Genomic DNA, 25,224 nt, shown 5'->3' on the forward strand with positions numbered 1-25,224 from the left:
GCGCGCCCCCCCCCCCCCCCCCCCCCCCCCCCCCCCCCCCCCCCCCCCCCCCCCCCCCCCCCCCCCCCCCCCCCCCCCCCCCGCTTTGTCCCCGCCGCACGGCCCGTGGCACAATCGCCGGATGACGCCGCGCCGCAGAATCCGCCCAACCGCTCCCGCCGCTGCCGCTGCAGCAGGGCTCCTGGCGCTCGCCGTCGGGCTGTCCGGGTGCAGCTCCTCGGGAGATACGGGGGAGGACAATGCGGCTCCGGCGCCGGCACCGGCGTCGGCGTCCGCTGCACCGGAGTCCGCTCCGGCGGAGACCGCGGCCGGCGCACCCCATGCCGCGGTCACGGCAGCGCTGGAGTCCACGCTGGGGAAGCTGGCGGCCGCCAATCCCGCTCCGGGCCGGGATGCGGTGATGGAGGCCTTTACGTCCGCAGGCTTCCCCGCGGACGCGGTGGAGGTGTCCGCAGACCGCACGCCCACCGGCTTGGACGTTGACTCCATCCAGGCCGCGGCCGTGCATGACGGTGAGTGCATTTTCGGTGAAGTCCGGGACGGGGCCGCGACTGTGACCGTGCTTCCGCCGCTGTCCGACGGCTCGTGCTTCGTCGGCAACTGACGCCTGGACTCAACGCCGGGAACCCGTCCCGCCGGCCGGCCGCCGGGTCCTGACGCAAACCGTGCCGCGGCCCGCACCGGGCACCGTGCTGTCCGTGCGCGGAACCCGGAAAATGGGATATATCGCCGCTGACACATTAGCCTTGTAGATATGGCGGAATTTATCTACACGATGACCAAGGCCCGCAAGGCCGTTGGCGACAAAGTAATCCTCGACGACGTAAGCATGTCCTTCTACCCCGGCGCCAAGATCGGCGTGGTGGGCCCGAACGGTGCGGGTAAGTCCACCATCCTCAAGATCATGGCGGGACTGGACACCCCCTCCAACGGTGAGGCCCGGCTCAGTGCCGGCTACTCCGTGGGCATCCTGCTGCAGGAGCCCCCGCTGAATGAGGAGAAAACCGTCCTCGGCAACGTCCAGGAGGGCGTGGGCGAGATTTACGGCAAAATCCAGCGCTTCAATGAGATCTCCGAAGAAATGTCCCAGCCCGACGCGGACTTTGATTCCCTCCTTGACGAAATGGGCAAGCTGCAGGAAGCCATCGACGCCGCCGACGCATGGGACATCGACTCCCAGCTCGAACAGGCCATGGACGCCCTGCGCTGCCCGCCGCCGGACGCCGACGTGACGGTCCTCTCCGGTGGTGAGCGACGCCGCGTGGCCCTGTGCAAGCTCCTGCTGCAGAAGCCGGACCTGCTCCTCCTCGATGAGCCCACCAACCACCTCGACGCCGAGAGCGTGCTCTGGCTCGAACAGCACCTGTCCGCGTACCACGGCGCCGTCCTGGCCGTGACCCACGACCGGTATTTCCTGGACCACGTGGCCGAGTGGATCGCCGAAGTGGACCGCGGGCACCTGTACCCGTACGAAGGCAACTACTCCACCTACCTGGAGAAGAAGCGCGCACGCCTGGAAGTCCAGGGCAAGAAAGACCAGAAGCTGGCCAAGCGGCTCTCCGACGAACTGGACTGGGTCCGCTCCAACGCCAAGGGACGCCAGACCAAGTCCAAGGCCCGGCTGGCCCGCTATGAGGAAATGGCGGCGGAGGCCGAGCGCACCCGCAAGCTGGACTTCGAAGAGATCCAGATTCCGCCGGGACCGCGCCTGGGCTCCCTGGTGCTGGAAGCCAAGGACCTGCAGAAGGGCTACGGTGACCGCCAGCTGATCAACGGACTGTCCTTCTCCCTGCCGCGCAACGGCATTGTGGGCGTCATCGGCCCCAACGGCGTCGGTAAAACCACCCTCTTCAAGACCATTGTGGGCCTGGAACCGCTTGACGGCGGCGAGCTGAAGATCGGTGACTCGGTCCGCATCTCCTACGTCGACCAGTCCCGCGGCGGCATCGACCCGGAGAAGAGCCTCTGGGAAGTCGTCTCCGACGGTCTGGACTTCATCCAGGTGGGACAGGTGGAAATGCCCTCACGCGCCTACGTGTCGGCCTTCGGATTCAAGGGCCCGGACCAGCAGAAGAAAGCCGGGGTGCTTTCCGGCGGTGAGCGCAACCGCCTGAACCTGGCCATGACCCTGAAGCAGGGCGGCAATCTGCTGCTGCTCGATGAGCCCACCAACGACCTTGACGTGGAAACCCTCTCCAGCCTGGAGAACGCGCTGCTGGAATTCCCCGGCTGCGCCGTGGTGGTCTCGCACGACCGGTGGTTCCTTGACCGGGTGGCCACCCACATCCTCGCCTTCGAGGGAACCGAAGAGGACCCGGCGAACTGGTACTGGTTCGAGGGCAACTTCGAGTCCTACGAACAGAACAAGATCGAGCGCCTTGGCCCGGATGCTGCCAAGCCGCACCGGGTGACGCACCGCCGCCTGACGCGCGACTAGTCTCTGCACGCGGGCAGACAAAGGAGCTCCGCTTCCCTCGGGGGAAGCGGAGCTCCTTTGTGTTTTCCCGTGCCGGTGCCGCGGACACCGGGGCCGGTTACTGGGGGATGCGGACCATGCCCTCCTGGGCAACCGTGGCCACCAGCTCGCCGCGGCGGTTGAAGATCCGTCCCGTGGACAGTCCCCGGGCGGCGGATGCGCTGGGGGATTCCTGCACATAGAGCAGCCAGTCGTCGACCCGGACCGGCCGGTGCCACCACATGGCGTGGTCCAGGCTGGCGATGCTCATGCCCGGGGTGGTCCAGGAGAGCCCGTGACCGCGCAGCACCGGTTCCAGCAGGGTGTAATCGCTGGCATAGGCGAGGGCGGCGCGGTGCAGGTTCTCGCCGTCAGGCATCGGCTTGAAAGTCTTCATCCAGACGGCGTTGTGCGGTGTCTTTTCCCGTCCGGCACGGACGTAGACCGGATCCATGACGTGGCGGATATCCATTGGCCGGCGGTGTGACCAGGCCTCGGCCACGGGGTGGTCGAAGTCCTGAAGCAGTTCAGCCGTGGTCGGCAGGTCCTCCGGCTCCGGAATGCCTGCGGGCATCTCTTCCTGGTGGTCCAGCCCCGAATCGGGGATCTGGAAGGACGCGATCATGGACAGGATCGGCTTGCCGTTCTGGTAGGCGTGGCTGCGCCGTGCGGAGAAGGACCGGCCGTCCCGCAGCCGCTCCACGCCGAAGGTAATGGGCAGCTCGGTGTCACCGGGACGCAGGAAATACCCGTGCATGGAATGCATTACCCGGTCCTCGGGAACGGTCCGGGAAGCAGCTACAAGGGACTGGCCCAGCACCTGTCCGCCGAAGATCCTCTTCCGCGGTTCGGACTGGGACCCTCCGACGAAGATATCCTCGTACGTCTTCGCGCCGCCGGCGGAACTCAGGTCCAGCAGCTCCAGCAGGGACGCTGTCGGATCGAAGGATTCATCAATGGACATCAGGAACTATCTCCTAGCAGGAAGGGCGGTGCCGCCCGGTGGCAGGGACCGCGGAAGACTCTTGGGTTAAACGTACCGGTCAGTAACAACGCGGGCGTCCCGGCGGCGCCGTTTTAGGGCAAAGCTCACTCTCTGGGAGGATGGAGGGCATGTCTGTGCATCGTTTTCCCATCCAGCTGCGGTTCGGCGACCAAGATCCCAACGGCCACGTCAACAATGTCGCGTTTGTCCAGTTCCTCGAGGAAGCACGGGTCCAGCTGGGCCTGCTGCCGCTTCCGGAGGACGCCGGCGGGCCGGGCAGCTTCCGCGACCTGACCGGGGACCGCGCGGCAATCTATGTGGCCCGGCAGGAAATCGAGTACCGGGCGCCCCTGCTGCACCGGAGGGATCCGGTGTGGGTGGACGTCTGGGTCACCCGGCTCGGCTCCAGCAGCCTGTCCTATGGCTTCCGCCTGGCGGATGAAGATGCCTCCACCGTGTACGCCTACGCCGAAGCAGCAATGGTGCAGGTTGAAGCCGCCAGCGGCACGCCGACGCCGCTCACGAGCGAACAGCGGCAGGTGCTCCACGGATGGCTGGGGGACCCGGTGCCGTTCCGTGCTGCCGCGTCCGCCGGACAGGAGCGCTAGATGGACAGCGAACTCCGGCTGGCTGATCCACAGGTCACCGCGGATCTGCGCAGTTTTGTTGCCCGGGCCCGGACGGCGGACGACGGGGCGGTCCGCCTGCAGGCGGTGGGGCCCGTCCTCGCGGCCTACGTATGCATCCTGCGTCCGCGGATTCTCGGCGAGGACACCCCGACGGTGCTGGGCCTGCGGACCATGGCCCTGGCGGCTGAGGCCGACGTGGACACCACGGTCTCCCTGGCCGCGGTGGGGGACCGGCTCGCCCGGATGGGAACAGCAGACACGGTGCTTCCGGTGCCGCCGATGACCGTCCGCGAAACGTGGGCAGGCATCCTCGCCCCGCGGTCCGGCTGGCAGCCTGCCGGCCGGGTGCCGGTACAGCTGCTCGAGCAGACAGCGCACCGCGGGATCCGCGAGGTGGCAGCCATGCTCCCGCAGAGCCCGGGAGCCGCCGTCGTGCACAACGCCCGGGCCAGGGTCTGGGCACAGCCGATGGGCGGAACCGAGGTTCCGGTGCCGGCGGGAGCGGCCTTTGCCGCGCTGTCGCTCGGGTTCCTTCCGGTCAACGAACCGGAGGCCGACGCCGCACTGTTCAGCAACGGACGCTGGCTGCGGCTGAGCACCGCCCGCGGGCACGTCCTGATCCGGTTGCCGGCGGTCCTGTAACCGCTCCCGGCGCCCGGTTCAGGCCGAGTTGACCATGGAGTGGGCCGCGCGTTCCAGATAGTCCCAGAGGGTCCCCTCGTGCAGGGGGGAGAGGTTCAGTGAATCAACGGCGGCACGCATATGCCGCAGCCACGCATCACGGGCCGCGGGCGTGACGATGAAGGGCATATGCCGCATTCGGAGCCTCGGGTGCCCGCGCTGCTCGCCGTAGGTCTTCGGTCCGCCCCAGTACTGTTCGAGGAACAGCAGCAGGCGTTCCTTGGCCGGGCCGAGGTCTTCCTCCGGATACATCGGCCGCATCAGGGGATCATCCGCGACTCCTGCGTAAAACACGTCGACCAGCTGAACGAAGGTCGGATGCCCGCCCACGGCCTCGTAGAAGTTCTCCGTATACTGCGGCTGCGTGAAGGCCTGCGGCTGCGGCGTGGGCTGCCGGGCCGGGCTCAGCGGCAGGGACACTGCGCTGGGCGGTGCCTGGGGTGCCGGTTCCGGCGTCGGGTCAGTCATTGGCGGCCACACCGTCCTTGAGTGCGCTTTCCCCGGCCGGTTCCGGCGCGGTTTCTCCCACGTAGGTGCCCTGTGACCGGTTGCCGATCTTGGCGATCTCGCCGTTGCGGATGTACCAGATGACGCCGCGGTCATCGATGATCCGCGTGATCCGGATCCCGACGGACTGGACCGTGCCGGCGGTGTCTCCGACTTCAATGACGTCGCCGATGCCGTATTGGTCCTCAATGGTGATGAAGAAGCCGGCCAAGGCGTCGCGGATGAGCTCCCGGGCACCGAAACCGAGGGCGATGCCCACAATGCCTACGCTGGCCAGCAGCGGGGCAATGTTGATCCCCACGGCATCCAGGACCATGATGATCGCGACGGTCCAGATGGAGACGTTGACGGCACTGCGCAGCAGGGCACCGATGGTGTCGGCCCGCTGGGCGCGGCGCTTCTTATCCAGGTTGCGCATCACCGGCTGCGCCCACTTGAGCTTCGAGCCGTGGAAGAGGGAGTAGCCCTTCTGCGCGCGGGCCACCATCCGGCCGATCAGGAAACGTGCAGCAAACCAGACGCCGGTCGCGGCCAGGACAATCACGGCGGCCTCAATGAGGCCGGAAAAGTCAAAATCATTGACGGTCACTGAGGAGAGGTCAATTTCGGAAGCGGAAAGCACGGGGAGCTGTTCATCCTTTGGGTTGCGGGGCAGTGGTCTGCGGTTAAGGCTACCCGGGCGGGCAGCCTAAGGGACGGCATCCTGAGGTCAGGACACCGTCGCCGGCCGGTGCTCGACCGGAAAGTTCACGCTCCGCGCGATGAAGCACAGGCTGTTCGCTTCGGCGTGCATTGGTCCGGTGGCCAGCTCGACGGCGGCGGGCCCGCCGGCGCCGTCGATGGTGACCGAGGGGCGCAGCAGCACGGAGGTGAATTCCCCGCTGCCGTCCCGGTTGAGCCGCAGCGTGCCTTCGGGGGAATCCGTATAGCCCAGGACGCGGATGCCGTGCCGGACGGCCACATGCAGGTAGGAGAGCATGTGGCACTGTGACAGCGCGGCCAGCAGCAGCTGTTCGGGGTTCCAGCGGTCCCGGTCACCGTGGAACGTGGGGTCCGCGGTACCGGGCAGGTCCGGCAGTCCGGCCGCCCTGATGATGTGGTCGCGGCCGTAGCCGCGGTAGGACGCAGTGCCGCCGCCGCGGTTTCCCGTCCATTCCAGCTCGAGCGTGTAACGGTGTTCGGAGAGATTCACGCTCTCCAAGCTACCGTCTTTGCCCGCGGCGGAAGGGAAACCGCGGCGGCAGGGCCGTTTACCTGTCGGCGTCCTGGGCCTTCAGTGCGCGGACCACTCCGTCCCGGTTTTCCAGGATGAGCCGGCGCAGGGAGGGGGAGTCCGTGCCCAGCTCGGCCAGGAAGGCATCGGTGCGGTCCACCGTGTCCTGCCGGGTCAGCCGGGTGGGGTACAGTCCGACGGCGATCTGCTGGGCGATTTCGTGGGTACGGCTTCCCCAAACGTCCCGGATCGAGTCGAAGTACTTCTGTGCGTACGGTTCCAGCAGTGCGGTGTCATGGACCCGCATGAAGCCGGCGATGGCAGAACGCTGGGCGGCGTTGGGCATGTCCGAACGCTCCACAATGGCCTCCCAGGCGGCTGCCTTGGCTTCGGCCGTGGGCAGGGCGGCCCGTGCCATGGCGGCGGCCAGGGCACCCGTGGCGGTGGCATCGCGCTCGAGCTCGGCGTCGATGTCCTCGGCGCTCCTCCGGCCGCCGACGACCAGGCCCGTGAGCAGTTCCCAGCGCAGGTCCGAGTCGATGGACAACCCTTCAAGGGACCGGCTGCCGTCGAACAGCCCTGCCAGCGTGTCCAGCTGTTCCCCGGACACGGCGTGCGCGGCGAAGGCCTTGACGAACTGCAGCTGTGAATCCGAAGCCGGCTCCGCGGCGGATGCCAGGGCCCAGAGGCTGTCCGCAGCGGCCACGGTCATGGCTTCGCGGTCCGCGGGGCTGACGTAGAAGGCCAGCGTGGTGGCCAGCTGGCGCAGCAGCACCTGGACGACGGTGGAATCGGACTCCGAGGCGATGTTCTGGAGAACCAGTTCCACGTAGTTGCGTGCCGGGGTTTCCGCATCCCGGGCGGCATCCCAGGCAGCAGCCCAGACGAGCGTGCGGGGCAGGGAGTCGGCGATGCTGCGCAGGTTCCGGGTGGCGGTGTGCTGCGAGACCTCGTCGAGCCGGATCTTCGCGTAGGCCAGATCGTCGTCATTGAGCAGCAGCAGCTCCGGGCGCGGCTGGCCGACGAGCTCCGGTACCTCGGTGCGTGCGCCGTCGACGTCGAGCTCCACCCGGTGGGTGCGCTGCAGCCGGCCCTCACCGTCGGCGTTGTAGAAGCCGATGGCGAGGCGGTGCGGGCGCAGGGTGGGGTATTCCTCGATGGCGCTCTGCAGCACGGTGAAGGAGGTGATGGTGCCGTCCTGCGCGGTTTCGAGTTCGGGGCGCAGCGTGTTGACGCCGGCGGTTTCCAGCCACTGGGCGGACCATTCCTTGAGGTCCCGGCCGCTGGCTGTTTCCAGCTCGGAGAGCAGGTCATTGAGTTCCGTGTTGTGCCAGGCGTGCTTGCCGAAGTATTCACGCACCCCGGCCATGAACTTATCCTGGCCGACCCAGGCCACCAGTTGCTTCAGCACCGAAGCGCCCTTGGCGTAGGTGATGCCGTCGAAGTTGACCTGGACGTCTTCCAGATCACGGATTTCAGCGACGATGGGGTGCGTGGTGGGCAGCTGGTCCTGACGGTAGGCCCAGGCCTTTTCCAGCGACGCGAACGTGGTCCAGGCCTGCCGGAACTCGGTGGCCTCGGCCGCGGCCAGGGTGGACATGAACTCGGCAAAGGACTCGTTCAGCCACAGGTCGTTCCACCAGCGCATGGTGACCAGGTCCCCGAACCACATGTGGGCAAGTTCGTGCAGGATGGTCACGGCGCGGCGTTCAACTGTTGCGTCGGTGACCCGGGAACGGAAGACGTAGCTTTCCAGGAAGGTGACGGCACCGGCATTTTCCATGGCCCCGGCGTTGAACTCCGGAACAAAAAGCTGGTCGTATTTCTCGAACGGGTACGGGGTGCCGAACTGCTCTTCGTAGAAGGCAAAACCCTGGCGGGTCAGTTCGAAGATGTTTTCCGCGTCCATGTACTGCATCAGCGACCGGCGGGCGAAAACGCCCAGCGCAATGGTGCGCCCGTCCGAGCTGGTCAGTTCGCTGCGCACATTCTGGTACGGACCGGCGATCAGCGCGGTGATGTAGGAGGAAATCCGCGGCGTGGGTTCAAAGCTCCAGGTGGAGCTGGGGGTGGGATCGGCCAGGTCGCCGGCGGGGACGGGCTCCGGGGTGGGGGAGTTGGAAATGACGTCCCAGTATGACGGGGCGGTGACCGTGAAGCGGAACGTCGCCTTCAGGTCCGGCTGCTCGAACACTGCGAACATGCGGCGTGAATCCGGAACCTCGAACTGCGAGTAGAGGTACACCTCGTTGTCCACAGGGTCCACGAAGCGGTGCAGGCCCTCGCCGGTGTTCATGTAGCGGGCGTCGGCCTCCACCACCAGTTCGTTGGACGCAGCGAGGTTCGGCAGGGAGATACGTACGCCGTCGGACACTTCGGCGGGATCCAGCGGCACGCCGTTCAGCGTGATCCGGTGGACCGTGTCGGTCACCGCGTCGATGAAAGTTGAGGTTCCGGGGCGGGCCGAGAACCGAACGACGGTGGTGCTGCCGAACACCGTCTCTCCTCGGGTCAGGTCAAGATTGACGTCATAGGACTCGACGCTGAGCAATTCTGCGCGTTCACGGGCTTCGGAGCGCGTGAGATTCATACCGGGCAAGGCAGGGCCTTTCGAAGGGAAGGAAAAGGGGCCGGCGTTTTCGGGAAAATCCGTGAATTCACCGGACACTGTTGATCTTGTGCAACATTCTCTCACTGCTGGGGACCTGCCAAGCAAGAGAGGGGCGGATTGCCTTAGCAATCCGCCCCTCTCCTATGCCTGCCACCGGTGGATCCGGAATTCCCCTAGTTGAAGCGGGTGGTGGTCTTTCCGTTGGTTTCCAGCGTAATTTTGCCGCCCTGGAAATCCTGCACACGGGTTTTGCCCACGGCATATTCCCCGGACTTCGGGAAGCCGAGCCGGCCGGACTCGAAGCCTGACTTCTGGTACGCGGTGCGGATGGCGCCGTTGGGCGAGACCTGGGCTCCGGTGGCGGAGGACCAGAGGATCGCGCCCTTGGTGAAGTTCTGGTACTTGCCGCCCTTGATGGTCACTTCACCGCTGGTGGGAAAGCCAAGCGTTCCGCCCTGCTGTCCCGCCTTTTTGTAGGCATCCCGAATGGATCCGTTCGGGGAAACCTGGGCGCCGGTGGACGCCGTCCAGTAAATGGTGCCCTTGGCGAAGTTCTGGTATTTGCCGCCCGACGCGGAAACCTCGCCGCTGGTCGGGAAGCCCAGGGGGCCGCCTTCGAAGCCTGACTTCTGGTACGCGGTGCGGATGGCGCCGTTCAGCGAGACCTGGGCTCCGGTGGCGGAGGACCAGAGGATGGCGCCCTTGGTGAAGTTCTGGTACTTGCCGCCCTTGATGGTCACTTCACCGCTGGTGGGAAAGCCAAGCGTTCCGCCCTGCTGTCCCGCCTTTTTGTAGGCATCCCGAATGGATCCGTTCGGGGAAACCTGGGCGCCGGTGGACGCCGTCCAGTAAATGGTGCCCTTGGCGAAGTTCTGGTATTTGCCGCCCGACGCGGAAACCTCGCCGCTGGTCGGGAAGCCCAGGGGGCCGCCTTCGAAGCCTGACTTCTGGTACGCGGTGCGGATGGCGCCGTTCAGCGAGACCTGGGCTCCGGTGGCGGAGGACCAGAGGATGGCGCCCTTGGTGAAGTTCTGGTACACGCCGCCCTTGATGGTCACTTCACCGCTGGTGGGGAAGCCGAGCGGGCCGTTCTCGAAGCCGGATTTCTGGTAGGCGGTGCGGATGGCGCCGTTGGGTGAGACCTGGGCTCCGGTGGCGGAGGACCAGAGGATGGCTCCCTTGGCGAAGTTCTGGTACTTGCCGCCGGGAATGGTCACTTCACCGCTGGTGGGGAAGCCGAGCGGACCACCTTCGAAGCCTGATTTCTGGTACGCGGTGCGGATGGCGCCGTTCACCGAGATCTGCGCTCCGGTGGCGGAGGACCAGAGGATGGCGCCCTTGGTGAAGTTCTGGTATTTGCCGCCCTTGATGGTCACTTCACCGCTGGTGGGGAAGCCGAGCGCTCCGTTCTCGAAGCCGGATTTCTGGTAGGCGGTGCGGATGGCGCCGTTGGGTGAGACCTGGGCTCCGGCGGCGGAGGACCAGAGGATGGCTCCCTTGGCGAAGTTCTGGTACTTGCCGCCGGGAATGGTCACTTCACCGCTGGTGGGGAAGCCGAGCGGACCACCTTCGAAGCCTGACTTCTGGTACGCGGTGCGGATGGCGCCGTTCACTGAGATCTGCGCTCCGGTGGCGGAGGACCAGAGGATGGAGCCGTTGGTGAAGTCCTGGTATTTGCCGCCGGGAATCGTCATTTCGTCGCTTCGAGGGTAGCCGAGCGGGCCGTTCTCGAAGCCTGACTTCTGGTAGGCGGTGCGGATGGCGCCGTTCGGAGAAACCTTGGCTCCGGTGGCGGGGGACCAGAGGATGGCACCCTTGGCGAAGTTCTGGTACGCACCATCGTTAAGGCCGCCGTCGACTACGTCCGAAACCGCGGCACCAAGTTCCGGGTGGGCTGCGCGTGCTGCTGCGATGGGTCCTGCGGCACGCCCGGCGGCACCGTTCTTGATGGTGATTGACGCGGAGCCGGCAGTGACCGAGTTGATCCGCACGGTGGTTCCGGCATGGGTGGTGAAGGTCTGTCCGGCCTGCCAGGTGCTGTTGGCGTTTGTGTATCCGGCGAAGTCCCGGGTATTCGGCGCTACCACCAGGGAGTTGACCGCCCAGTTGTTGGCAAGGTCGGCCTTGACGATCTTGACGCCGCGGTTTCCGCCGACGGCGGTTCCGGCGTCATAGCCAACCGGTGTACGCAGCTCCAGGTAGTAGGTTTCCCCGGAGGTGTCCTTGAACTTCACCGCACGGTTGGCGGCGGTTCCGGCCCAGGGAAGCAACGTGTAGGTCGCTGAGGAACCGGGGGTGCCGACGTTGCGGATTTCGTTGCCGCGGCCGAACACTCCGGCATCCCAGAAGTAGGAGTTGATGACGGGAAGGCTGTACTGGGCGTAGCCCATGAGGTCGGACGTGTCCCCGTATTCACGGGACGTGCAGGAACCGTCGTTCCAGTTGCCGTTGCTGCCGACGCCGACGTCGGCCCGGCCGTTGTTGCACTTGAGGCTGTTGGCGTGCAGGAGCCCGAGGACGTGACCGAGCTCATGCGTCACCACGTTGTTGGTGAAACCGGACGGCTTGGGCATGAGCACGGAACCGCTCGTCGGTCCGCTGGTCCAGCCGCCGCCGAGAATGCCGCCGTAGCCGCCGCTGCGCAGATCCCCTGCCGGGACGAAAACCACCAGGGCTTCGTTGGGGTCTTCGTACCACTGGAGGTCCCGCCGAATGGTATTCATCATGGACGCGTAGTCCTGGCCGGAGTTCGCAGTGCTGTTGATGGACTTCGTGGCGACGATTTCCATGCCCAGCCGGCCGTTGGACATGGCGCGCCAGTAATCATTGGCCGCCGTGATGGATTTCTTCGCCGCCTGCTGGTCCACGCTATTCTTATTGTCTTTAAGCGTCGCGAACACCATGGTCACCTGGATGGTTCCGCTTCGGGACGCGGCACCCGCGGTGCTCGCACCGCCCGTCGTGCTGCTGAAGGACTGGACACCCTCGTCATGCATCGCGGAGATGTCAGTTTCGACGGCGGACCGGACTGTTCCGTCGGGGTCGGTCACCAGGGGGGTCGCGGGTCCCGGGACGGGAAAGCCGCCGCCGACCACCGGTTCGTAGCCCTTGTCTTTGTCGTCTTCCGACTCTTCAGCCTCAGCGCTGGGAGTCGCCGTGGTAGCGGCGGCCGGAGCCGGGGCGGGTGTGGCTGCAGGAGCCGTGGACCCGGGAAGCGTCAGCTTGAGATCGGGAGTGCCGGAAGGTGCCGGGGCGGGTACGGCGGTCTCCGTCGGATCGGACTGCCGGGCGGGAGCCTTTTCCAGATCCGTCGGTGCCGGCGCCTGGGACTGCACGGGCGCACCGGGGGAAACCAGTCCCTGTGCGGGAAGCCCCCCGGCCGTCAGAGAGGCAGCGAGCAGAGCCAAAACTGCGATTTTTGCACTTTTCAATGGATTAGTCCTTGTAGAGCGAGTCCTGGCGGGCACTCAGCGTCTAGTGACCGCAACGCCCGCGTCCGAGGTGGAGAACCAAGCCGCGCAAGAATAATCGGCGGGCGTGTCCACAGTGGTCTATCGGCACACGTCCGGGACATGTAAGCGGAAATGATCGTCGGCGCCGTGGAAAGTGGAGGCAGCCGCGGCGCGGAAGCTAGGCTGGAAGGGTCTTTTCCCTCCCCGAAGAAACGGACTTATCTCAAATGCGCGTCCACATTGCGACCGACCATGCAGGCATGGACCTGAGCTCCCACCTGATCACCCACCTCACGGGCAAGGGGTATGACGTGGTTGACCACGGTCCCCGCGAATACGATGCCGAAGACGATTACCCGGCCTTCTGCATTGACGCAGCCGAGGCCGTGGTCCGGGATCTGGAAGCCGGAACCGAAGCCCTGGGGATCGTGCTGGGCGGGTCCGGGAACGGCGAGCAGATAGCGGCCAATAAAGTGCGCGGCGTCCGGGCTGCGCTGGCCTGGAACCTGGACACCGCCAGGCTCGCCCGGCAGCACAATGACGCCAATGTCGTGGCCGTCGGCGGCCGCCAGCACAGCGTCGAGGAGGCCACGGAGATCATCGAGGCCTTCCTCGCCGAACCCTTCAGCAACGCGGAACGGCACGTACGCCGCATTGCGCAGATCGCACGGTACGAAACCACGGGCTCAACCCTCTAATGCCCGAGGGCCATTCGATCCACCGTCTGGCCCGGCAGTTCACCTCGGTCTTCGGAGGCGCGCGGCTGGCCGTGAGCAGCCCGCAGGGCCGCTTTGCCGCCGGCGCCGCCCTGCTGGATGGACACGTCCTGGAGGCGGCGGAAGCCCACGGCAAACAGCTGTTCCTGCACTTCAGCAACGACCTTTACCTGCGCATCCATCTGGGCCTGTACGGCGCCTTCGACTTCGGCGGGGATGAAACCTTCGCCGGTGCCTCCACCATCGGTGCCCCGCGGCGGGTGGGGGAGCGGGAGGTGGCCGGCGACGGCGGAGCGGGCTACGCCGGGCCGCCCGAGCCGAAGGGAGCGGTGCGGGTCCGGCTGGTCTCCGACCACGGCTGGGCGGATCTGCGCGGCCCCACCGCCTGCGAGGTGGTCACCGAAGCCGAGCGGGCCAAGGTGCTCGCCAGGCTCGGGCCGGACCCGCTCGCGGACGGGGCGGACGGCTCCGAGGGCGCCGCTGAATTCACGCGGCGCCTTCGCAGTAAGGGCTCGCCCATCGGCCTGCTCCTGATGAACCAGGAGGTGCTGGCCGGCGTGGGCAACGTCTACCGGGCGGAGGTGCTCTTCCGCGCCCGGATCTCACCCTGGCGGCTCGGCCGCAGCGTGGACGAGGCCGATGCCGCGGCGCTGTGGGATGACATTGTGCACCTGATGAACGACGGCGTGCGGCAGGGCAGGATTATCACCACCGAACCGCAGGACCGCGCGGACGCGGGCGAACCGGTCCCGCCGTCGGAAGCGCATTACGTCTACAAACGCACCGGGCTCCCGTGCCGGCGCTGTGGAACCGCGGTGGCGGGAACGGAGATGGGTGCCCGCAACCTGTTCTGGTGCCCGGCCTGCCAGGCTGACTAAGACGGGGCAGTGCCGGACCGTTAAAACCGGAAAGGGCCTTCCGCTGCAGCGGAAGGCCCTTCTAAAGTGGAGGGGATGACGGGAATCGAACCCGCGTAATCAGTTTGGAAGACTGAGGCTCTACCATTGAGCTACATCCCCGGCGCCGTAAGGCAGGTTTTACCTTAGCACGCGTTTACGGGCCATGAGTAATCGGCCTCCAACCGGTCCCCGGCCGGGGCGGATTTTCTCCTGAAGAAGGGAAATTCGTCATACCAGCTTCAAGGCAGGTAGGCTGTCAGGTGCACTGACGGGGTGTAGCTCAGCTTGGAAGAGCGCCTGCTTTGGGAGCAGGAAGTCGCAGGTTCAAATCCTGTCACCCCGACTCTGTATAACCATGGTGCAGACCAATCCCAGAACCTCAGGAGTACTTACGCTGTGAAGAGCGCCGTAGAAAACCTCACACCCACGCGGGTAAAGCTCAACGTCGAAGTTCCGTTCGAGGAACTGAAGCCGAGCATCGACGAGGCCTACAAGACCATCGCCACCCAGGTGCAGGTCCCGGGCTTCCGCAAGGGCAAGGTTCCCAACCGCCTCATCGATCAGCGCGTAGGCCGCGGCTACGTCCTCGAGACGGCTATCAACGACGGACTGAACGGCTTCTACGCAGAAGCCGTCCAGGAGACCGGCATCAGCCCGCTGAGCCGTCCCGAGGTTGAGATCACCGAAGTACCGGACCCCGCCACCGACGAAGGCCAGCTGGTCTTCACCGTTGAGCTGGACATCCGCCCCCAGATCGAGCTGCCGGACTACGCCGGCCTCGAGGTCACCGTCGAGCCCGCCGAGGCTTCCGACGCCGACGTCGACAAGGCCCTGGACGAACTGCGCAGCCGCTTCGGCACGCTGAAGTCCGTGGACCGCCCCGCGGCTGCCGACGACTTCCTGACCATGGACCTGGTTGCCAAGGTTGACGGTGAAGAGGTGGATTCCGCCGCTGACCTGTCCTACCAGGTGGGCGCCGGCACCATGCTCGAAGGTATGGACGAGGCCGTCACCGGCCTGAGCAGCGGCGAATCCGCCACGTTCAACACCAAGCTGGCCGGCGGTGAGCACGCCGGAGCCGACGCCGAGGTGACCGTCACGATCAAGGCCGTCAAGGAGCGCGAGCTCCCCGAAGCCAATGACGACTTTGCCCAGCTGGCCAGCGAATTCGACACCATCGGCGAACTGCGCGAGGACCTGGTCAAGCGCGCCGCTGAGTCCAAGCTCATGGAGCAGGGCGTTGAAGCCCGCGACAAGGTCCTGGAGAAGCTGCTCGAGCTCGTTGAGGTTCCGGTTCCGGAATCCGTCATCGAAGAGCAGATCGAACAGCACTTCAACTCCGAGAGCGCCCAGACCTCCGGTCCGGACCACGACACCGAGGAGCACCGCGCCGAGGTTCGTGCCAACACGGAAGCCGCCTTCAAGAACGAGATCATCCTCGACGCTGTAGCGGAGAAGGAAGAAGTAGGCGTCAACCAGAACGAGCTGATCGACTACATCGTTTCCTCCGCTTCCCAGTACGGCATGGATCCGAACCAGTTCGCCCAGCTGATCGACCAGAGCGGCCAGGTGCCGATGATGGTCGGCGAGGTCCGCCGCCGCAAGGCACTGGCCAAGGTCCTCGAGCTGGCCAAGGTCACCGACACCACGGGTGCCGAGATCGACCTGACCGACTTCGTCCGCCCCGCAGGCGACGAGGCCGAAATGGTGGAAGCTGAAGCAGTGGAAGCCGAAGAGCAGCAGAACGACGACAAGGCCTAGCCTGTCCCGGGTCTCCCTGGAGGAGGCCCGCCCGCAGTGCCGCCGGTTCGAAAGAACCGGCGGCACTGCCGTTTAAGCGGACCTTTGCCTGCCCGGGCTGCGCCACAGGCAGCTGTGACGCGCATCGTGCGCCGTCAGCGAACAGCCGGGCAAACCGAAGCGGTTCGCCGCCGCAACAGGCTAGTGTCCTAGAAGAGACAAACGGCAGGAGACGCTGGCACGGCCAGCATCCGTTCCTGCCAGAGCGAGAGGTCACTCAGTATGGCAACTGCACCGAACACACCCACTATGGCTACGGTGGACCCGGCCGGCCGGGACGACTACATCTACAACCGCCTGCTCAAAGAGCGGATCATCTGGTTGGGCTCGGAAGTCCGGGACGATAATGCCAACGCGATCTGCTCCCAGCTTCTGCTGCTTTCCGCGGAAGATCCTGAGAAGGACATCTTCCTCTACATCAACTCTCCCGGCGGTTCCGTGACCGCAGGCATGGCAATCTACGACACCATGCAGTTCATCCCGAACGACGTCGTCACGGTCGCCACCGGCCTGGCCGCCTCCATGGGGCAGTTCCTGCTCTCCTCCGGCACCAAGGGCAAGCGTTACGCAACGCCGCACGCCCGCATCCTGATGCACCAGCCCTCCGGCGGAATCGGCGGCACGGCCTCGGACATCAAGATCCAGGCCGAACTGATCCTGAACATGAAGCGCGTGATGGCGGAACTGACCGCCGAGCAGACGGGCCAGACCGTCGAAACCATCCTCAAGGACAATGACCGCGACAAGTGGTTCACCGCGCAGGAAGCCCTCGAATACGGCTTCTTCGACAAGATCTCCGCGCACGCAGGCGGAGTGACCGGCGGCGGCGGAACCAATCAGGACCAGGCAGAGGGCAAGGACGAGGACTAGGGTCCCCGGTCAGCCACCCCTCCATTTGCAGACTTCAGGAGTAATTCATGAACCATAATTTCGGCACCGCCGGCTCCGCCGCAGCACCGCAGATGCCCACCAGCCGCTACGTCCTGCCGCAGTTCGAAGAGCGTACGCCCTACGGCTTCAAGCGCCAGGACCCGTACACCAAGCTGTTCGAGGACCGCATCATCTTCCTCGGCGTCCAGGTTGACGACGCGTCCGCTGATGACATCATGGCCCAGCTGCTGGTCCTTGAGTCCACCGACCCGGACCGCGACATCACCCTGTACATCAACTCCCCGGGCGGTTCGTTCACGGCCATGACGGCCATCTACGACACCATGCAGTACATCCGCCCGGAGATCCAGACGGTCTGCCTCGGCCAGGCTGCCAGCGCCGCCGCTGTGCTGCTGGCCGCCGGCACCCCGGGCAAGCGCCTGGCACTGCCCAACGCCCGCGTACTGATTCACCAGCCCTCCCTCTCGGGCGGGCAGGGCGGCCAGGCTTCCGACCTGGAGATCCAGGCGGCGGAAGTCATGCGCATGCGCACCTGGCTCGAGGACACCCTCGCGCTGCACTCCAACCGCACCTCCGAGCAGGTGAACACGGACATCGAGCGGGACAAGATCCTGACCGCCGATTCCGCCCTGGAGTACGGCCTGATCGACCAGGTTCTTGATTCCCGCAAGATCAAGACCCCGGCCATCAACAAGATGTAACCTGCGCCGCTGCCAAGCGGCATGTTCCTGCGGCCCGTGGCGCGTAATATCGCACCACGGGCCGTTTGGTTGCTGAATAGCTCCTCCAAGTGTCCTAGAGTGGATCATGGTTGGCTCAGCCCATGCTGCGAAACCGATTTTGAATGGACCATCTAAGGGGACTGAACTATGGCTCGCATTGGTGAGAGCACGGATCTGCTCAAGTGCTCTTTCTGCGGAAAGAGCCAGAAGCAGGTACGCAAACTCATTGCCGGCCCCGGCGTGTACATCTGTGATGAGTGCATCGATCTCTGCAACGAAATCATCGAGGAAGAGCTCTCCGAGGTCGCTGACCTTGGTACCTTCGAGCTCCCCAAGCCCCGGGAAATCTTCGATTCGCTGCAGGAATACGTCATTGGCCAGGAACCCGCCAAGCGGTCGCTGGCCGTGGCGGTCTACAACCACTACAAGCGCATCCAGGCCGGGCACGCTCCGCGCGGCGCCGGCAACCTTTCCGATGCAGTGGCCGCCGACGACGTCGAAATCGGCAAGTCCAACATCCTCCTGATCGGCCCCACCGGCTGCGGCAAGACCTATCTGGCGCAGACCCTGGCCCGCCGGCTCAATGTCCCCTTCGCCGTAGCCGACGCCACCGCCCTCACCGAAGCCGGCTACGTGGGTGAAGACGTGGAGAACATCCTGCTCAAGCTGATCCAGGCCGCGGACTATGACGTCAAGAAGGCCGAGCAGGGCATCATCTACATTGACGAGATCGATAAGATCTCCCGCAAGAGCGAAAACCCGTCAATCACCCGGGACGTCTCCGGCGAGGGCGTGCAGCAGGCCCTGCTGAAGATTCTTGAGGGAACGGTGGCCTCCGTGCCGCCGCAGGGCGGACGCAAGCACCCGCATCAGGAATTCATCCAGATCGACACCACCAACGTCCTCTTCATCGTGGCCGGTGCCTTCGCCGGACTGGAGGAGATCATCGGATCGCGGTCCGGCCGCAAGGGCATCGGGTTCGGTGCCCCGCTGATTGAAACCACCAAGGGCACCGACTCCTACGCCGAGGTCATGCCGGAGGACCTGCTGAAATTTGGGCTGATTCCCGAGTTCATCGGCCGGCTTCCCGTCATCACCACCGTCTCCAACCTGGACCGCACCGCACTGATCCGCATCCTGACCGAACCCAAGAACGCGCTGGTCAAGCAGTACCAGAAGATGTTCCAGCTCGACGGCGTCGAACTCACCTTCGAGCAGGGCGCCCTGGACGCGATCGCGGACCAGGCACTGGACCGCGGCACCGGGGCCCGCGGCCTGCGGGCCATCCTGGAGGAAGTCCTGCTGCCGGTCATGTTCGACCTGCCCAGCCAGGAGGACGTAGCCACCGTGGTCATTACGGCGGATACGGTGCAGAAGAAGGCCGAGCCGACCCTCATCTCCCACGCCGTGGCTACGAAGCGCAGGAACAAATCCGCCTGAGCCGGGGTTGGCAGGAGTAAGTACGCAGGGGCGACCCTGCGCCGTTCACCGCTTCCAAAGGAGTTTCCATGACAGCCAACGGTTCAGCCACGCCTGCCGCTTCTGCATCAACCGCCGATTTCTGGTTTGATCCGATGTGCCCGTTTGCGTGGGTCACCTCCCGCTGGATGGGTGAAGTGGAACAGGTCCGCGACGTCAGCACCAACTGGCACGTCATGAGCCTGGCCGTCCTGAACGAGGGCCGTGACCTGCCCGAGGACTACCGCCGGCGGATGAACGCGGCCTGGGGCCCGGTGCGCGTCATCATTGCGGCCCAGGAACTGCACGGCGCCGAGTACGTGAAGAAGCTGTACGACGCCATGGGAACCCGCATCCACATCGGCGGAAGCGATGACTTCCCCGCGGTCATCCGGGAATCGCTGGCCGAGGTCGGCCTGCCGGCCGAGCTGGCCGGGTACGCGGAAACCGACGAGTATGACGCCCAGCTGCGGGCCTCGCACAAGGAAGGCATCGAAAAGGTGGGCGACGACGTCGGAACCCCCATCGTGGCCTTCAACGGGACCGCTTTCTTCGGTCCGGTGCTGACCCGTATCCCGCGCGGCGAAGAAGCCGGGGCCATGTTTGACGGCGCGGTCATGCTGGCCTCGAACCCCGCGTTCTTCGAACTCAAGCGCAGCCGTAGCGAGAGCCCTCGGTTCGACTAACCGCTTCCCTGCGTTAAACAGAACGCCCGGCCGGAAATATCCGGCCGGGCGTTCTGTTTGTGCGCTGCGGTGTTTACTCCGCCGGGGGTGCCAGCTCGACGTCGGAAACGGCCAGCTCGCCGTCGCCCACCGCCAGGTTCAGTTCCCGGACGTTGCCGGCGGCCTTGAGGTCGGCGGAGCCGGCACGAAGCCGCGCCACCGCACCCTCGGGAGCGGTGACCGTGGCTTTGAGGACCTCGGTGCGCTGCTTGACCTTGGCTTCGGACTTGGCTTTGCGGATGCCGCCCAGGGCAGCGGCCACCGTGCCGAGGATGCCGGCGTCGGCATCGGCCACGGCGGTGGAGAGCCCGTCCACGTTCGGCCACGGAGCCCGGTGCACCGAGCCGGCGCGCCACCAGCCCCAGACCTCTTCGGTGGCGAAGGGCAGGAACGGGGCGAACAGGCGCAGCAGGGAATCCAGCGTGGTGGCCAGGGTGGCCAGCACCGAAGCCTGCTCGGCCTCGCCGGCGGCGCCGTAGGCACGGTCCTTGATCAGCTCCACGTAGTCATCCGTGAAGGACCAGAAGAAGGACTCGGTCAGCTGCAGCGCCTTGGCATAGTCGTAGCGCTCGAAGGCGCTGCTGGACGCCTTGACGACGTCGGTCAGCTGCGCCAGCAGGGCCAGGTCCAGTGCGTTGCTGATCACCGAGGTGTCATCCAGTGCCACGTTCTTCTCCGTGGCGCCCAGGTTCAGGACGAACTTGGACGCGTTGAGCAGCTTGATGGCCAGGCGGCGGCCGATCTTCATCTGCGCAATCTCATACGCGGTGTCCGCGCCGAGCTTGGCGGAGGCAGCCCAGTAACGCACGGCGTCGGAACCGTATTCGTTGAGCACATCGGTGGGGACCACCACGTTGCCCTTGGACTTGGACATCTTCTTGCGGTCCGGGTCCAGGATCCAGCCGGAAATGGCCGCGTGCTTCCACGGCGCTGCGGCGTTCAGGGCGTCGGCACGCACCACGGAGGAGAACAGCCAGGTCCGGATGATGTCGTGGCCCTGCGGACGCAGGTCAAACGGGAAGACCTTCGCGAACAGGTCCTCGTCCACGCTCCAGCCTCCCACGATCTGCGGCGTCAGGGAGGAGGTGGCCCACGTGTCGAGCACGTCGGCGTCGCCGATGAAGCCGCCCGGTGCGTTGCGCTGGGACTCCTCGTAGCCCGGAGCCGGTTCAGCGGCCGGGTCCACGGGCAGGGACGCGGACTCGGGCAGGACGGGATTGTCATAGTCCGGGTTGCCCGAGGCATCCAGCGGGTACCAGACGGGCACGGGAACGCCGAAGAAGCGCTGGCGGGAAACCAGCCAGTCACCGTTCAGGCCTTCGATCCAGTTCTCGTAGCGGGAGCGCATGAACGCGGGGTGGAAGTCGATTTCCTTGCCGCGGTTAATCAGGCGTTCGCGGCGTTCCTCGTCGCGGCCGCCGTTGCGGATGTACCACTGGCGGCTGGTGACCACTTCGAGGGGCTTGTCGCCCTTTTCGAAGAAGTTTACGGGGTGGGTGATCTTCTTGGGTTCGCCGTCGAGGTCGCCGCTTTCGCGCAGCATCTCCACGACGGTTTCCTTGGCGCTGAAGACCGTCTTGGTGGCGAGGGCGGCGTAGTTTTCCTTCGCCGTGTCGGTGGCGATCCACTCCGGGGTGTCGGCGAGGATGCGGCCGTCGCGGCCGATGACGGCGCGGGTGGGCAGGTTCAGCTCACGCCACCAGGTGACGTCGGTGAGATCGCCGAAGGTGCAGATCATGGCGATGCCGGAACCCTTGTCGGGCTTGGCCAGCGGATGCGCCTTCACCTCCACCTCGACGTCGAACAGCGGGGACTTCACGGTGGTGCCGAACAGGCGCTGGTAGCGCTCGTCGTCGGGGTGCGCCACGAGGGCCACGCAGGCCGGAAGCAGTTCCGGGCGGGTGGTCTCGATGAAGATCTTCTCGCCGTCGGGGGCATGGAAGCTGATCCGGTGGTAGGCGCCGGGCTGCTCGCGGTCTTCAAGTTCGGCCTGGGCCACGGCGGTGCGGAAGGTGACGTCCCAGAGGGTCGGGGCCTCGGCCATGTAGGCGTCGCCGGCGCGCAGGTTGTCCAGGAACGCGCGCTGGCTGACGGCGCGGGAGTGGTCATCGATGGTGCGGTAGGTCCGGGTCCAGTCCACGGACAGTCCCAGGGTGGAGAAGAGGTCCTCGAAGACCTTCTCGTCCTCCACCGCCAGTTCCTCGCAGAGCTCGATGAAGTTGCGGCGGGAAATGACGTCGAAGTCGCGCTGGTTCTTGGCGGCCTTCGCCGGCGGGCGGTAGTCGGCGTCGTACGGCTTGGTCGGGTCGCAGCGTACGCCGTAGTAGTTCTGGACACGGCGCTCGGTGGGCAGGCCGTTGTCATCCCAGCCCATCGGGTAGAACACGTTCTTGCCGGTCATCCGCTGGTAGCGGGCCATCACGTCGGTCTGCGTGTAGGAGAACATGTGTCCCACGTGCAGCGAACCGGAGGCCGTGGGCGGGGGAGTGTCGATCGAGTAGACCTCGTCCCGGACGGTGTCCTCGTTAAAGGAGTATGTCCCTTCCTCGCGCCAGCGGCGGCTCAGTTTCTCCTCCAGGCCCTCAAGTGCGGGCTTGTCGGGGACGGTTACGGTGGTGGGTTCGTTGTCGGGCGTGTCTGTGCCCGGGATATGTTCAGCCATGGACTCCATTCTTCCATGCAGGCCTATGGTCTGAGGCACTGTGCCTGCGGCATTGCCCGGCAGTAGCATCCCGGTATGGCTGCCGAGAGGGAATCCCCGTCATGGAACGTGCGGGTGAAGCGGATCTATGAACCGCCCGACGGCGGCTTCCGGGTGCTGGTGGACCGGCTCTGGCCGCGCGGCGTGTCCAAGTCAAGGGCAGGGCTGGACGAATGGCGTAAGGACCTCGCCCCCAGCACCGAACTGCGCACATGGTTCGGGCACCGCGGAGACCGGTGGGAGGAATTTGTGCAGCGGTACCGGGCGGAGTTGGAGGGCAATCCCGGTGTTGCCGGCTTCGGGCGGGAATGCCGGTTCCGCCCGGACACCGTGCTGCTGTTCGGGGCGCGGAATGAGACGGAGAACGAGGCCGTGGTCCTGCGGGATTATCTGCTCTCGACGCCCGGTCCGGCCTGACCCCGGCTGCGGTGATTGCTCCGGAAGGGCGCCGGGCTCCGTCGTTCCCACGCTTTGGTGCTGGAGTGGTTTCTGTGACCCCAGGAGTAACAGGGGTATCAGAGTGTGGGAACTGCGGGGCCTCTGCCGGTGACCCTTCCTCGCGGGGAAGTGCCGGCCTGACAGCCCGGTCTGTGGTGAATGCTTCGGAAGGGGCGGGGTTCCGTCGTTCCCACGCTGTGGTGCTGGAGTGGTTTCTGTGACTCCAGGAGTAACAGGGGTATCAGAGTGTGGGACCTGCGGGGCAGGGGAAGGGTCGGCCTGGCATGCCGGTGACCCTTCCTCACGGGGAAGAGTCGGCCTGGCAGTCCGGTCTGTGGTGAATGCTCCGGAAGGGGGCGGTGTTCCGTCGTTCCCAAGCTTTGGTGCTGGAGTGGTTTCTGTGACCCCAGGAGTAACAGGGGTGTCAGAGTGTGGGAACTGCGGGTCCTCTACCTGTGACCCTTCCTCCCGGGGAAGCGATTCGGATCGGCGGGAGCCAGTCCGTCCACCGGAACAGAGGCAGGGGATGAGGTATGCCGGCAAAATTCCGAAGATAAGGAAATGCAGCAGCTAGAGGTTTTCCTTCAATCCCGGTACGGCGTGGCCTGGCGCAGCACCCTGACCGTCAACGGGTTTTCCGGAGCGCAGGTAGATGCCGCCCTTCGTTCCGGGCTGCTGCAGAGGGTTGGCCGAGGGGTCCTCGCGCTGGCCTCCGCGGATCCCGGACTGGTTAAGGCAGCCCGCAGCGGTGCCTCACTTTCCTGCACGTCAGCTGCCAGCCTGCTTGGCTGGTGGACCCTGGTGCCGGCGCCGTCTGCACACCTGCGCTGCGACAGGGTGCTTACCCTCCCCGACGCGGTGGTCCACCGGGGCAGACGGTCCGTCCATCGGCTGATAGCACCACCCCGGGACATCCTTCGGGATGCCTTTCGCTGCCGTCCCCGTGTGGACGCACTGGTCATGGCTGAATCTGCAGTAGTTTCCAACGCCGTGGGGCTGGCAGCACTCAGGGAAGAATTCTCGGGACCCAGGGACTGGCCTATCCGTAAACTGCTGGATACCGTCCGCCGCACCACCGCTTCCCCGCTGGAGGTCTGTGCACGGTTTCACCTCCTTGCCGCCGGGATCCAATTCAAGGAGGAAGTGCTGCTGCCGGGTGTGGGCAGGGTGGACTTCCTCATCGACGGATGGCTGATCGTGGAGATTGACGGGTACGCGTTCCACAGCGGGCGGGTGGAATACCGAAAGGACAGACAGCGCTGGAACGGATCATCCTCCGGTGGGTGGATCACCCTGCGTATCACCGCTGAGATGATCCTGCACGAGCCGGACGAATTTGTCGGTTTGGTGATGCGGACACGGGACACCTGGGTTCGGCAGCGGGGCACGACAGCAAGCCACAGCCGGCGGTACCGCTGAACGGGCCGTAACAGGGCCGCCGCTACGTCCCGGAGACACGGGGAAGGAGTAAACACTGGCTAAAGTAGCTTCCATGACTGAGATCACACCGAAGCGGGCCGTAGTTACCGGAGCAAGTTCAGGAATCGGAGCCGCCGCCGTGCGTGCGCTGCGCGCCTCGGGCTGGGACGTCGTCGCCGTCGCCCGCCGGGAGGAAAAGCTGCAGGCGCTCGCCGAAGAGACCGGAGCCGTGGCCATCGCCGCGGATGTCACGGACGACGCGTCCGTGACGAGGCTTGCCGAGCAGGTCCTGGCCGGCGGGGGAGTAGACGCCCTGATCAACAACGCCGGCGGCGCCTTCGGTCTCGATCCCGTGGCGAACGGAAGCATCGGCGACTGGCAGCGCATGTATGACGTCAACGTCCTGGGCGCACTGCGGATGACCCAGGCCTTCCTTCCCGCCCTGCGCTCCAGCGGTCGGGGCTCTGTACTGCTGGTGACGTCGACGGCGGCGTTCACCGCCTACGAGGGCGGAGCCGGCTACAGTGCGGCGAAGTCCGGAGAGGAACTGCTTGCCCGGACCCTGCGCCTGGAGGAAGCCGAACACAATGTCCGTGTCATCGAAATTGCACCGGGCATGGTCAAGACGGAGGAATTCTCCCTGAACCGGGTGGGGGACAAGGAGGCTGCAGCGAAGGTGTACGCCGGGGTCGACAAGCCGCTGACGGCGGAAGACGTGGCCGAGGTCATGGCGTTCGCCTTGAACGTTCCGCACCACGTCAACCTGGACCAGGTGGTCCTGCGGCCGGTGGCGCAGGCGGCCCAGCACAAGGTCATCCGCACCGGGCAGTGACCCGGTTCCGGAGGTGCGGGCGCGCCCGGCCGGGACAGGTGCTTCGACAACCGGCGCGGGCGTGGCCTAAACTTGACCGGAGCAGCACTG

General features: G+C 65.8%; 21 protein-coding genes and 2 tRNA genes. 15 read left to right on the top strand and 8 right to left on the bottom strand.

The features are described from left to right. The first annotated feature begins 121 nt into the window (after positions 1–121). Both GD627_RS16775 and ettA read left to right on the top strand, forming a co-directional pair. Positions 122–604 carry a DUF6993 domain-containing protein gene (locus GD627_RS16775; RefSeq protein ID WP_246165372.1) on the top strand — a complete coding sequence of 161 codons (483 nt, stop codon included), beginning with the start codon at positions 122–124 and terminating at the stop codon, positions 602–604. A 150-nt stretch (positions 605–754) separates the two neighbouring features. Then, positions 755–2,437: an energy-dependent translational throttle protein EttA gene (gene ettA, locus GD627_RS06660; RefSeq protein WP_146364318.1), complete on the top strand. Its 1,683-nt coding sequence runs from the start codon at positions 755–757 to the stop codon at positions 2,435–2,437. A 97-nt stretch (positions 2,438–2,534) separates the two neighbouring features. On the opposite strand, the gene GD627_RS06665 is transcribed toward ettA, so the two are convergent. Beyond that, positions 2,535–3,419: an acyl-CoA thioesterase gene (locus tag GD627_RS06665; protein WP_152271884.1), complete on the bottom strand. Its 885-nt coding sequence runs from the start codon at positions 3,417–3,419 to the stop codon at positions 2,535–2,537. 149 nt (positions 3,420–3,568) lie between these two features. Here GD627_RS06665 and GD627_RS06670 point away from each other — a divergent pair, with 149 nt between their 5' ends. Continuing rightward, a complete protein-coding gene (locus GD627_RS06670; protein ID WP_194265989.1) occupies positions 3,569–4,048 on the top strand; it encodes an acyl-CoA thioesterase in 480 nt (159 codons plus the stop codon). Next, positions 4,049–4,711 (top strand): DUF8185 domain-containing protein, encoded by a 663-nt coding sequence (locus tag GD627_RS06675; RefSeq protein WP_152271886.1) that lies wholly within the window; start codon positions 4,049–4,051, stop codon positions 4,709–4,711. Between the two features lie 18 nt (positions 4,712–4,729). Here the strand turns inward: GD627_RS06675 and GD627_RS06680 are convergent, their stop codons facing one another. The 5 genes from GD627_RS06680 to GD627_RS06700 form a co-directional block, all read right to left on the bottom strand. After that, positions 4,730–5,218, bottom strand: a complete 489-nt coding sequence (locus GD627_RS06680) for a globin (protein WP_152271887.1) — start codon at positions 5,216–5,218, stop codon at positions 4,730–4,732. Further along, entirely contained in the window at positions 5,211–5,879 is a 669-nt protein-coding gene (locus GD627_RS06685; protein ID WP_246165373.1) for a mechanosensitive ion channel family protein, read from the bottom strand. The genes GD627_RS06680 and GD627_RS06685 overlap by 8 nt, the downstream gene beginning before the upstream one ends. A gap of 87 nt (positions 5,880–5,966) precedes the next feature. Beyond that, complete coding sequence (locus tag GD627_RS06690) at positions 5,967–6,449, bottom strand: OsmC family protein (protein ID WP_152271888.1); 483 nt, start codon at positions 6,447–6,449, stop codon at positions 5,967–5,969. A gap of 58 nt (positions 6,450–6,507) precedes the next feature. Beyond that, positions 6,508–9,060, bottom strand: a complete 2,553-nt coding sequence (pepN, locus tag GD627_RS06695; protein ID WP_146364307.1) for an aminopeptidase N — start codon at positions 9,058–9,060, stop codon at positions 6,508–6,510. A gap of 194 nt (positions 9,061–9,254) precedes the next feature. Beyond that, positions 9,255–12,488 carry a zinc-dependent metalloprotease family protein gene (locus GD627_RS06700; protein WP_152271889.1) on the bottom strand — a complete coding sequence of 1,078 codons (3,234 nt, stop codon included), beginning with the start codon at positions 12,486–12,488 and terminating at the stop codon, positions 9,255–9,257. Between the two features lie 272 nt (positions 12,489–12,760). On the opposite strand from GD627_RS06700, the gene GD627_RS06705 reads away from it, so the two are divergent. Next, positions 12,761–13,231 (top strand): ribose-5-phosphate isomerase, encoded by a 471-nt coding sequence (locus GD627_RS06705; protein ID WP_152271890.1) that lies wholly within the window; start codon positions 12,761–12,763, stop codon positions 13,229–13,231. Further along, positions 13,231–14,127: an Fpg/Nei family DNA glycosylase gene (locus tag GD627_RS06710; protein ID WP_152271891.1), complete on the top strand. Its 897-nt coding sequence runs from the start codon at positions 13,231–13,233 to the stop codon at positions 14,125–14,127. The genes GD627_RS06705 and GD627_RS06710 overlap by 1 nt, the downstream gene beginning before the upstream one ends. Positions 14,128–14,194: 67 nt before the next feature. Here the strand turns inward: GD627_RS06710 and GD627_RS06715 are convergent. Continuing rightward, positions 14,195–14,268: transfer RNA gene (locus GD627_RS06715), tRNA-Gly, on the bottom strand. A gap of 149 nt (positions 14,269–14,417) precedes the next feature. On the opposite strand from GD627_RS06715, the gene GD627_RS06720 reads away from it, so the two are divergent. The 6 genes from GD627_RS06720 (at position 14,418) to GD627_RS06745 (ending at position 19,705) form a co-directional block, all read left to right on the top strand. Beyond that, positions 14,418–14,491, top strand: a tRNA-Pro gene (locus GD627_RS06720). Between the two features lie 53 nt (positions 14,492–14,544). Next, positions 14,545–15,909 carry a trigger factor gene (tig, locus tag GD627_RS06725; protein ID WP_146361735.1) on the top strand — a complete coding sequence of 455 codons (1,365 nt, stop codon included), beginning with the start codon at positions 14,545–14,547 and terminating at the stop codon, positions 15,907–15,909. Between the two features lie 288 nt (positions 15,910–16,197). Next, complete coding sequence (locus GD627_RS06730) at positions 16,198–16,818, top strand: ATP-dependent Clp protease proteolytic subunit (protein WP_146361736.1); 621 nt, start codon at positions 16,198–16,200, stop codon at positions 16,816–16,818. A 47-nt stretch (positions 16,819–16,865) separates the two neighbouring features. Next, a complete protein-coding gene (locus GD627_RS06735) occupies positions 16,866–17,540 on the top strand; it encodes an ATP-dependent Clp protease proteolytic subunit (protein WP_146361737.1) in 675 nt (224 codons plus the stop codon). 168 nt (positions 17,541–17,708) lie between these two features. After that, the gene (clpX, locus tag GD627_RS06740; RefSeq protein ID WP_152271892.1) at positions 17,709–19,001 is read left to right on the top strand and encodes an ATP-dependent Clp protease ATP-binding subunit ClpX; all 1,293 of its coding nucleotides are present in this window, start codon (positions 17,709–17,711) and stop codon (positions 18,999–19,001) included. A 68-nt stretch (positions 19,002–19,069) separates the two neighbouring features. Continuing rightward, complete coding sequence (locus GD627_RS06745) at positions 19,070–19,705, top strand: mycothiol-dependent nitroreductase Rv2466c family protein (RefSeq protein ID WP_152271893.1); 636 nt, start codon at positions 19,070–19,072, stop codon at positions 19,703–19,705. Between the two features lie 73 nt (positions 19,706–19,778). On the opposite strand, the gene valS is transcribed toward GD627_RS06745, so the two are convergent. After that, the gene (valS, locus tag GD627_RS06750; protein WP_152271894.1) at positions 19,779–22,406 is read right to left on the bottom strand and encodes a valine--tRNA ligase; all 2,628 of its coding nucleotides are present in this window, start codon (positions 22,404–22,406) and stop codon (positions 19,779–19,781) included. A 75-nt stretch (positions 22,407–22,481) separates the two neighbouring features. Here valS and GD627_RS06755 point away from each other — a divergent pair, with 75 nt between their 5' ends. From GD627_RS06755 to GD627_RS06765, 3 genes are all read left to right on the top strand, one after another. Further along, positions 22,482–22,862: a DUF488 domain-containing protein gene (locus tag GD627_RS06755; RefSeq protein WP_152271895.1), complete on the top strand. Its 381-nt coding sequence runs from the start codon at positions 22,482–22,484 to the stop codon at positions 22,860–22,862. A gap of 582 nt (positions 22,863–23,444) precedes the next feature. Beyond that, positions 23,445–24,302: a hypothetical protein gene (locus GD627_RS06760; protein ID WP_152271896.1), complete on the top strand. Its 858-nt coding sequence runs from the start codon at positions 23,445–23,447 to the stop codon at positions 24,300–24,302. A 73-nt stretch (positions 24,303–24,375) separates the two neighbouring features. Next, complete coding sequence (locus tag GD627_RS06765; protein ID WP_152271897.1) at positions 24,376–25,134, top strand: SDR family oxidoreductase; 759 nt, start codon at positions 24,376–24,378, stop codon at positions 25,132–25,134. Positions 25,135–25,224: the final 90 nt, after the last annotated feature.

Origin of the sequence: Arthrobacter yangruifuii (assembly GCF_009192775.1) — a bacterium.
In the GTDB taxonomy this organism is placed as follows: Bacteria; Actinomycetota; Actinomycetes; order Actinomycetales; family Micrococcaceae; genus Arthrobacter_B; species Arthrobacter_B yangruifuii.

Excerpts from the sequence above, each read along its gene's own strand:
- GD627_RS06745 (WP_152271893.1), top strand. The coding sequence starts at position 19,070 with ATGACAGCCAACGGTTCAGCCACGCCTGCCGCTTCTGCATCAACCGCC.
- GD627_RS06760 (WP_152271896.1), top strand. The coding sequence starts at position 23,445 with ATGCAGCAGCTAGAGGTTTTCCTTCAATCCCGGTACGGCGTGGCCTGG.
- GD627_RS06675 (WP_152271886.1), top strand. The coding sequence starts at position 4,049 with ATGGACAGCGAACTCCGGCTGGCTGATCCACAGGTCACCGCGGATCTG.
- GD627_RS16775 (WP_246165372.1), top strand. The coding sequence starts at position 122 with ATGACGCCGCGCCGCAGAATCCGCCCAACCGCTCCCGCCGCTGCCGCT.
- clpX (WP_152271892.1), top strand. The coding sequence starts at position 17,709 with ATGGCTCGCATTGGTGAGAGCACGGATCTGCTCAAGTGCTCTTTCTGC.
- GD627_RS06670 (WP_194265989.1), top strand. The coding sequence starts at position 3,569 with ATGTCTGTGCATCGTTTTCCCATCCAGCTGCGGTTCGGCGACCAAGAT.
- GD627_RS06735 (WP_146361737.1), top strand. The coding sequence starts at position 16,866 with ATGAACCATAATTTCGGCACCGCCGGCTCCGCCGCAGCACCGCAGATG.
- valS (WP_152271894.1), bottom strand. The coding sequence starts at position 22,406 with ATGGCTGAACATATCCCGGGCACAGACACGCCCGACAACGAACCCACC.
- GD627_RS06680 (WP_152271887.1), bottom strand. The coding sequence starts at position 5,218 with ATGACTGACCCGACGCCGGAACCGGCACCCCAGGCACCGCCCAGCGCA.
- pepN (WP_146364307.1), bottom strand. The coding sequence starts at position 9,060 with ATGAATCTCACGCGCTCCGAAGCCCGTGAACGCGCAGAATTGCTCAGC.
- GD627_RS06665 (WP_152271884.1), bottom strand. The coding sequence starts at position 3,419 with ATGTCCATTGATGAATCCTTCGATCCGACAGCGTCCCTGCTGGAGCTG.
- ettA (WP_146364318.1), top strand. The coding sequence starts at position 755 with ATGGCGGAATTTATCTACACGATGACCAAGGCCCGCAAGGCCGTTGGC.
- GD627_RS06705 (WP_152271890.1), top strand. The coding sequence starts at position 12,761 with ATGCGCGTCCACATTGCGACCGACCATGCAGGCATGGACCTGAGCTCC.
- GD627_RS06710 (WP_152271891.1), top strand. The coding sequence starts at position 13,231 with ATGCCCGAGGGCCATTCGATCCACCGTCTGGCCCGGCAGTTCACCTCG.
- GD627_RS06765 (WP_152271897.1), top strand. The coding sequence starts at position 24,376 with ATGACTGAGATCACACCGAAGCGGGCCGTAGTTACCGGAGCAAGTTCA.
- GD627_RS06730 (WP_146361736.1), top strand. The coding sequence starts at position 16,198 with ATGGCTACGGTGGACCCGGCCGGCCGGGACGACTACATCTACAACCGC.
- GD627_RS06755 (WP_152271895.1), top strand. The coding sequence starts at position 22,482 with ATGGCTGCCGAGAGGGAATCCCCGTCATGGAACGTGCGGGTGAAGCGG.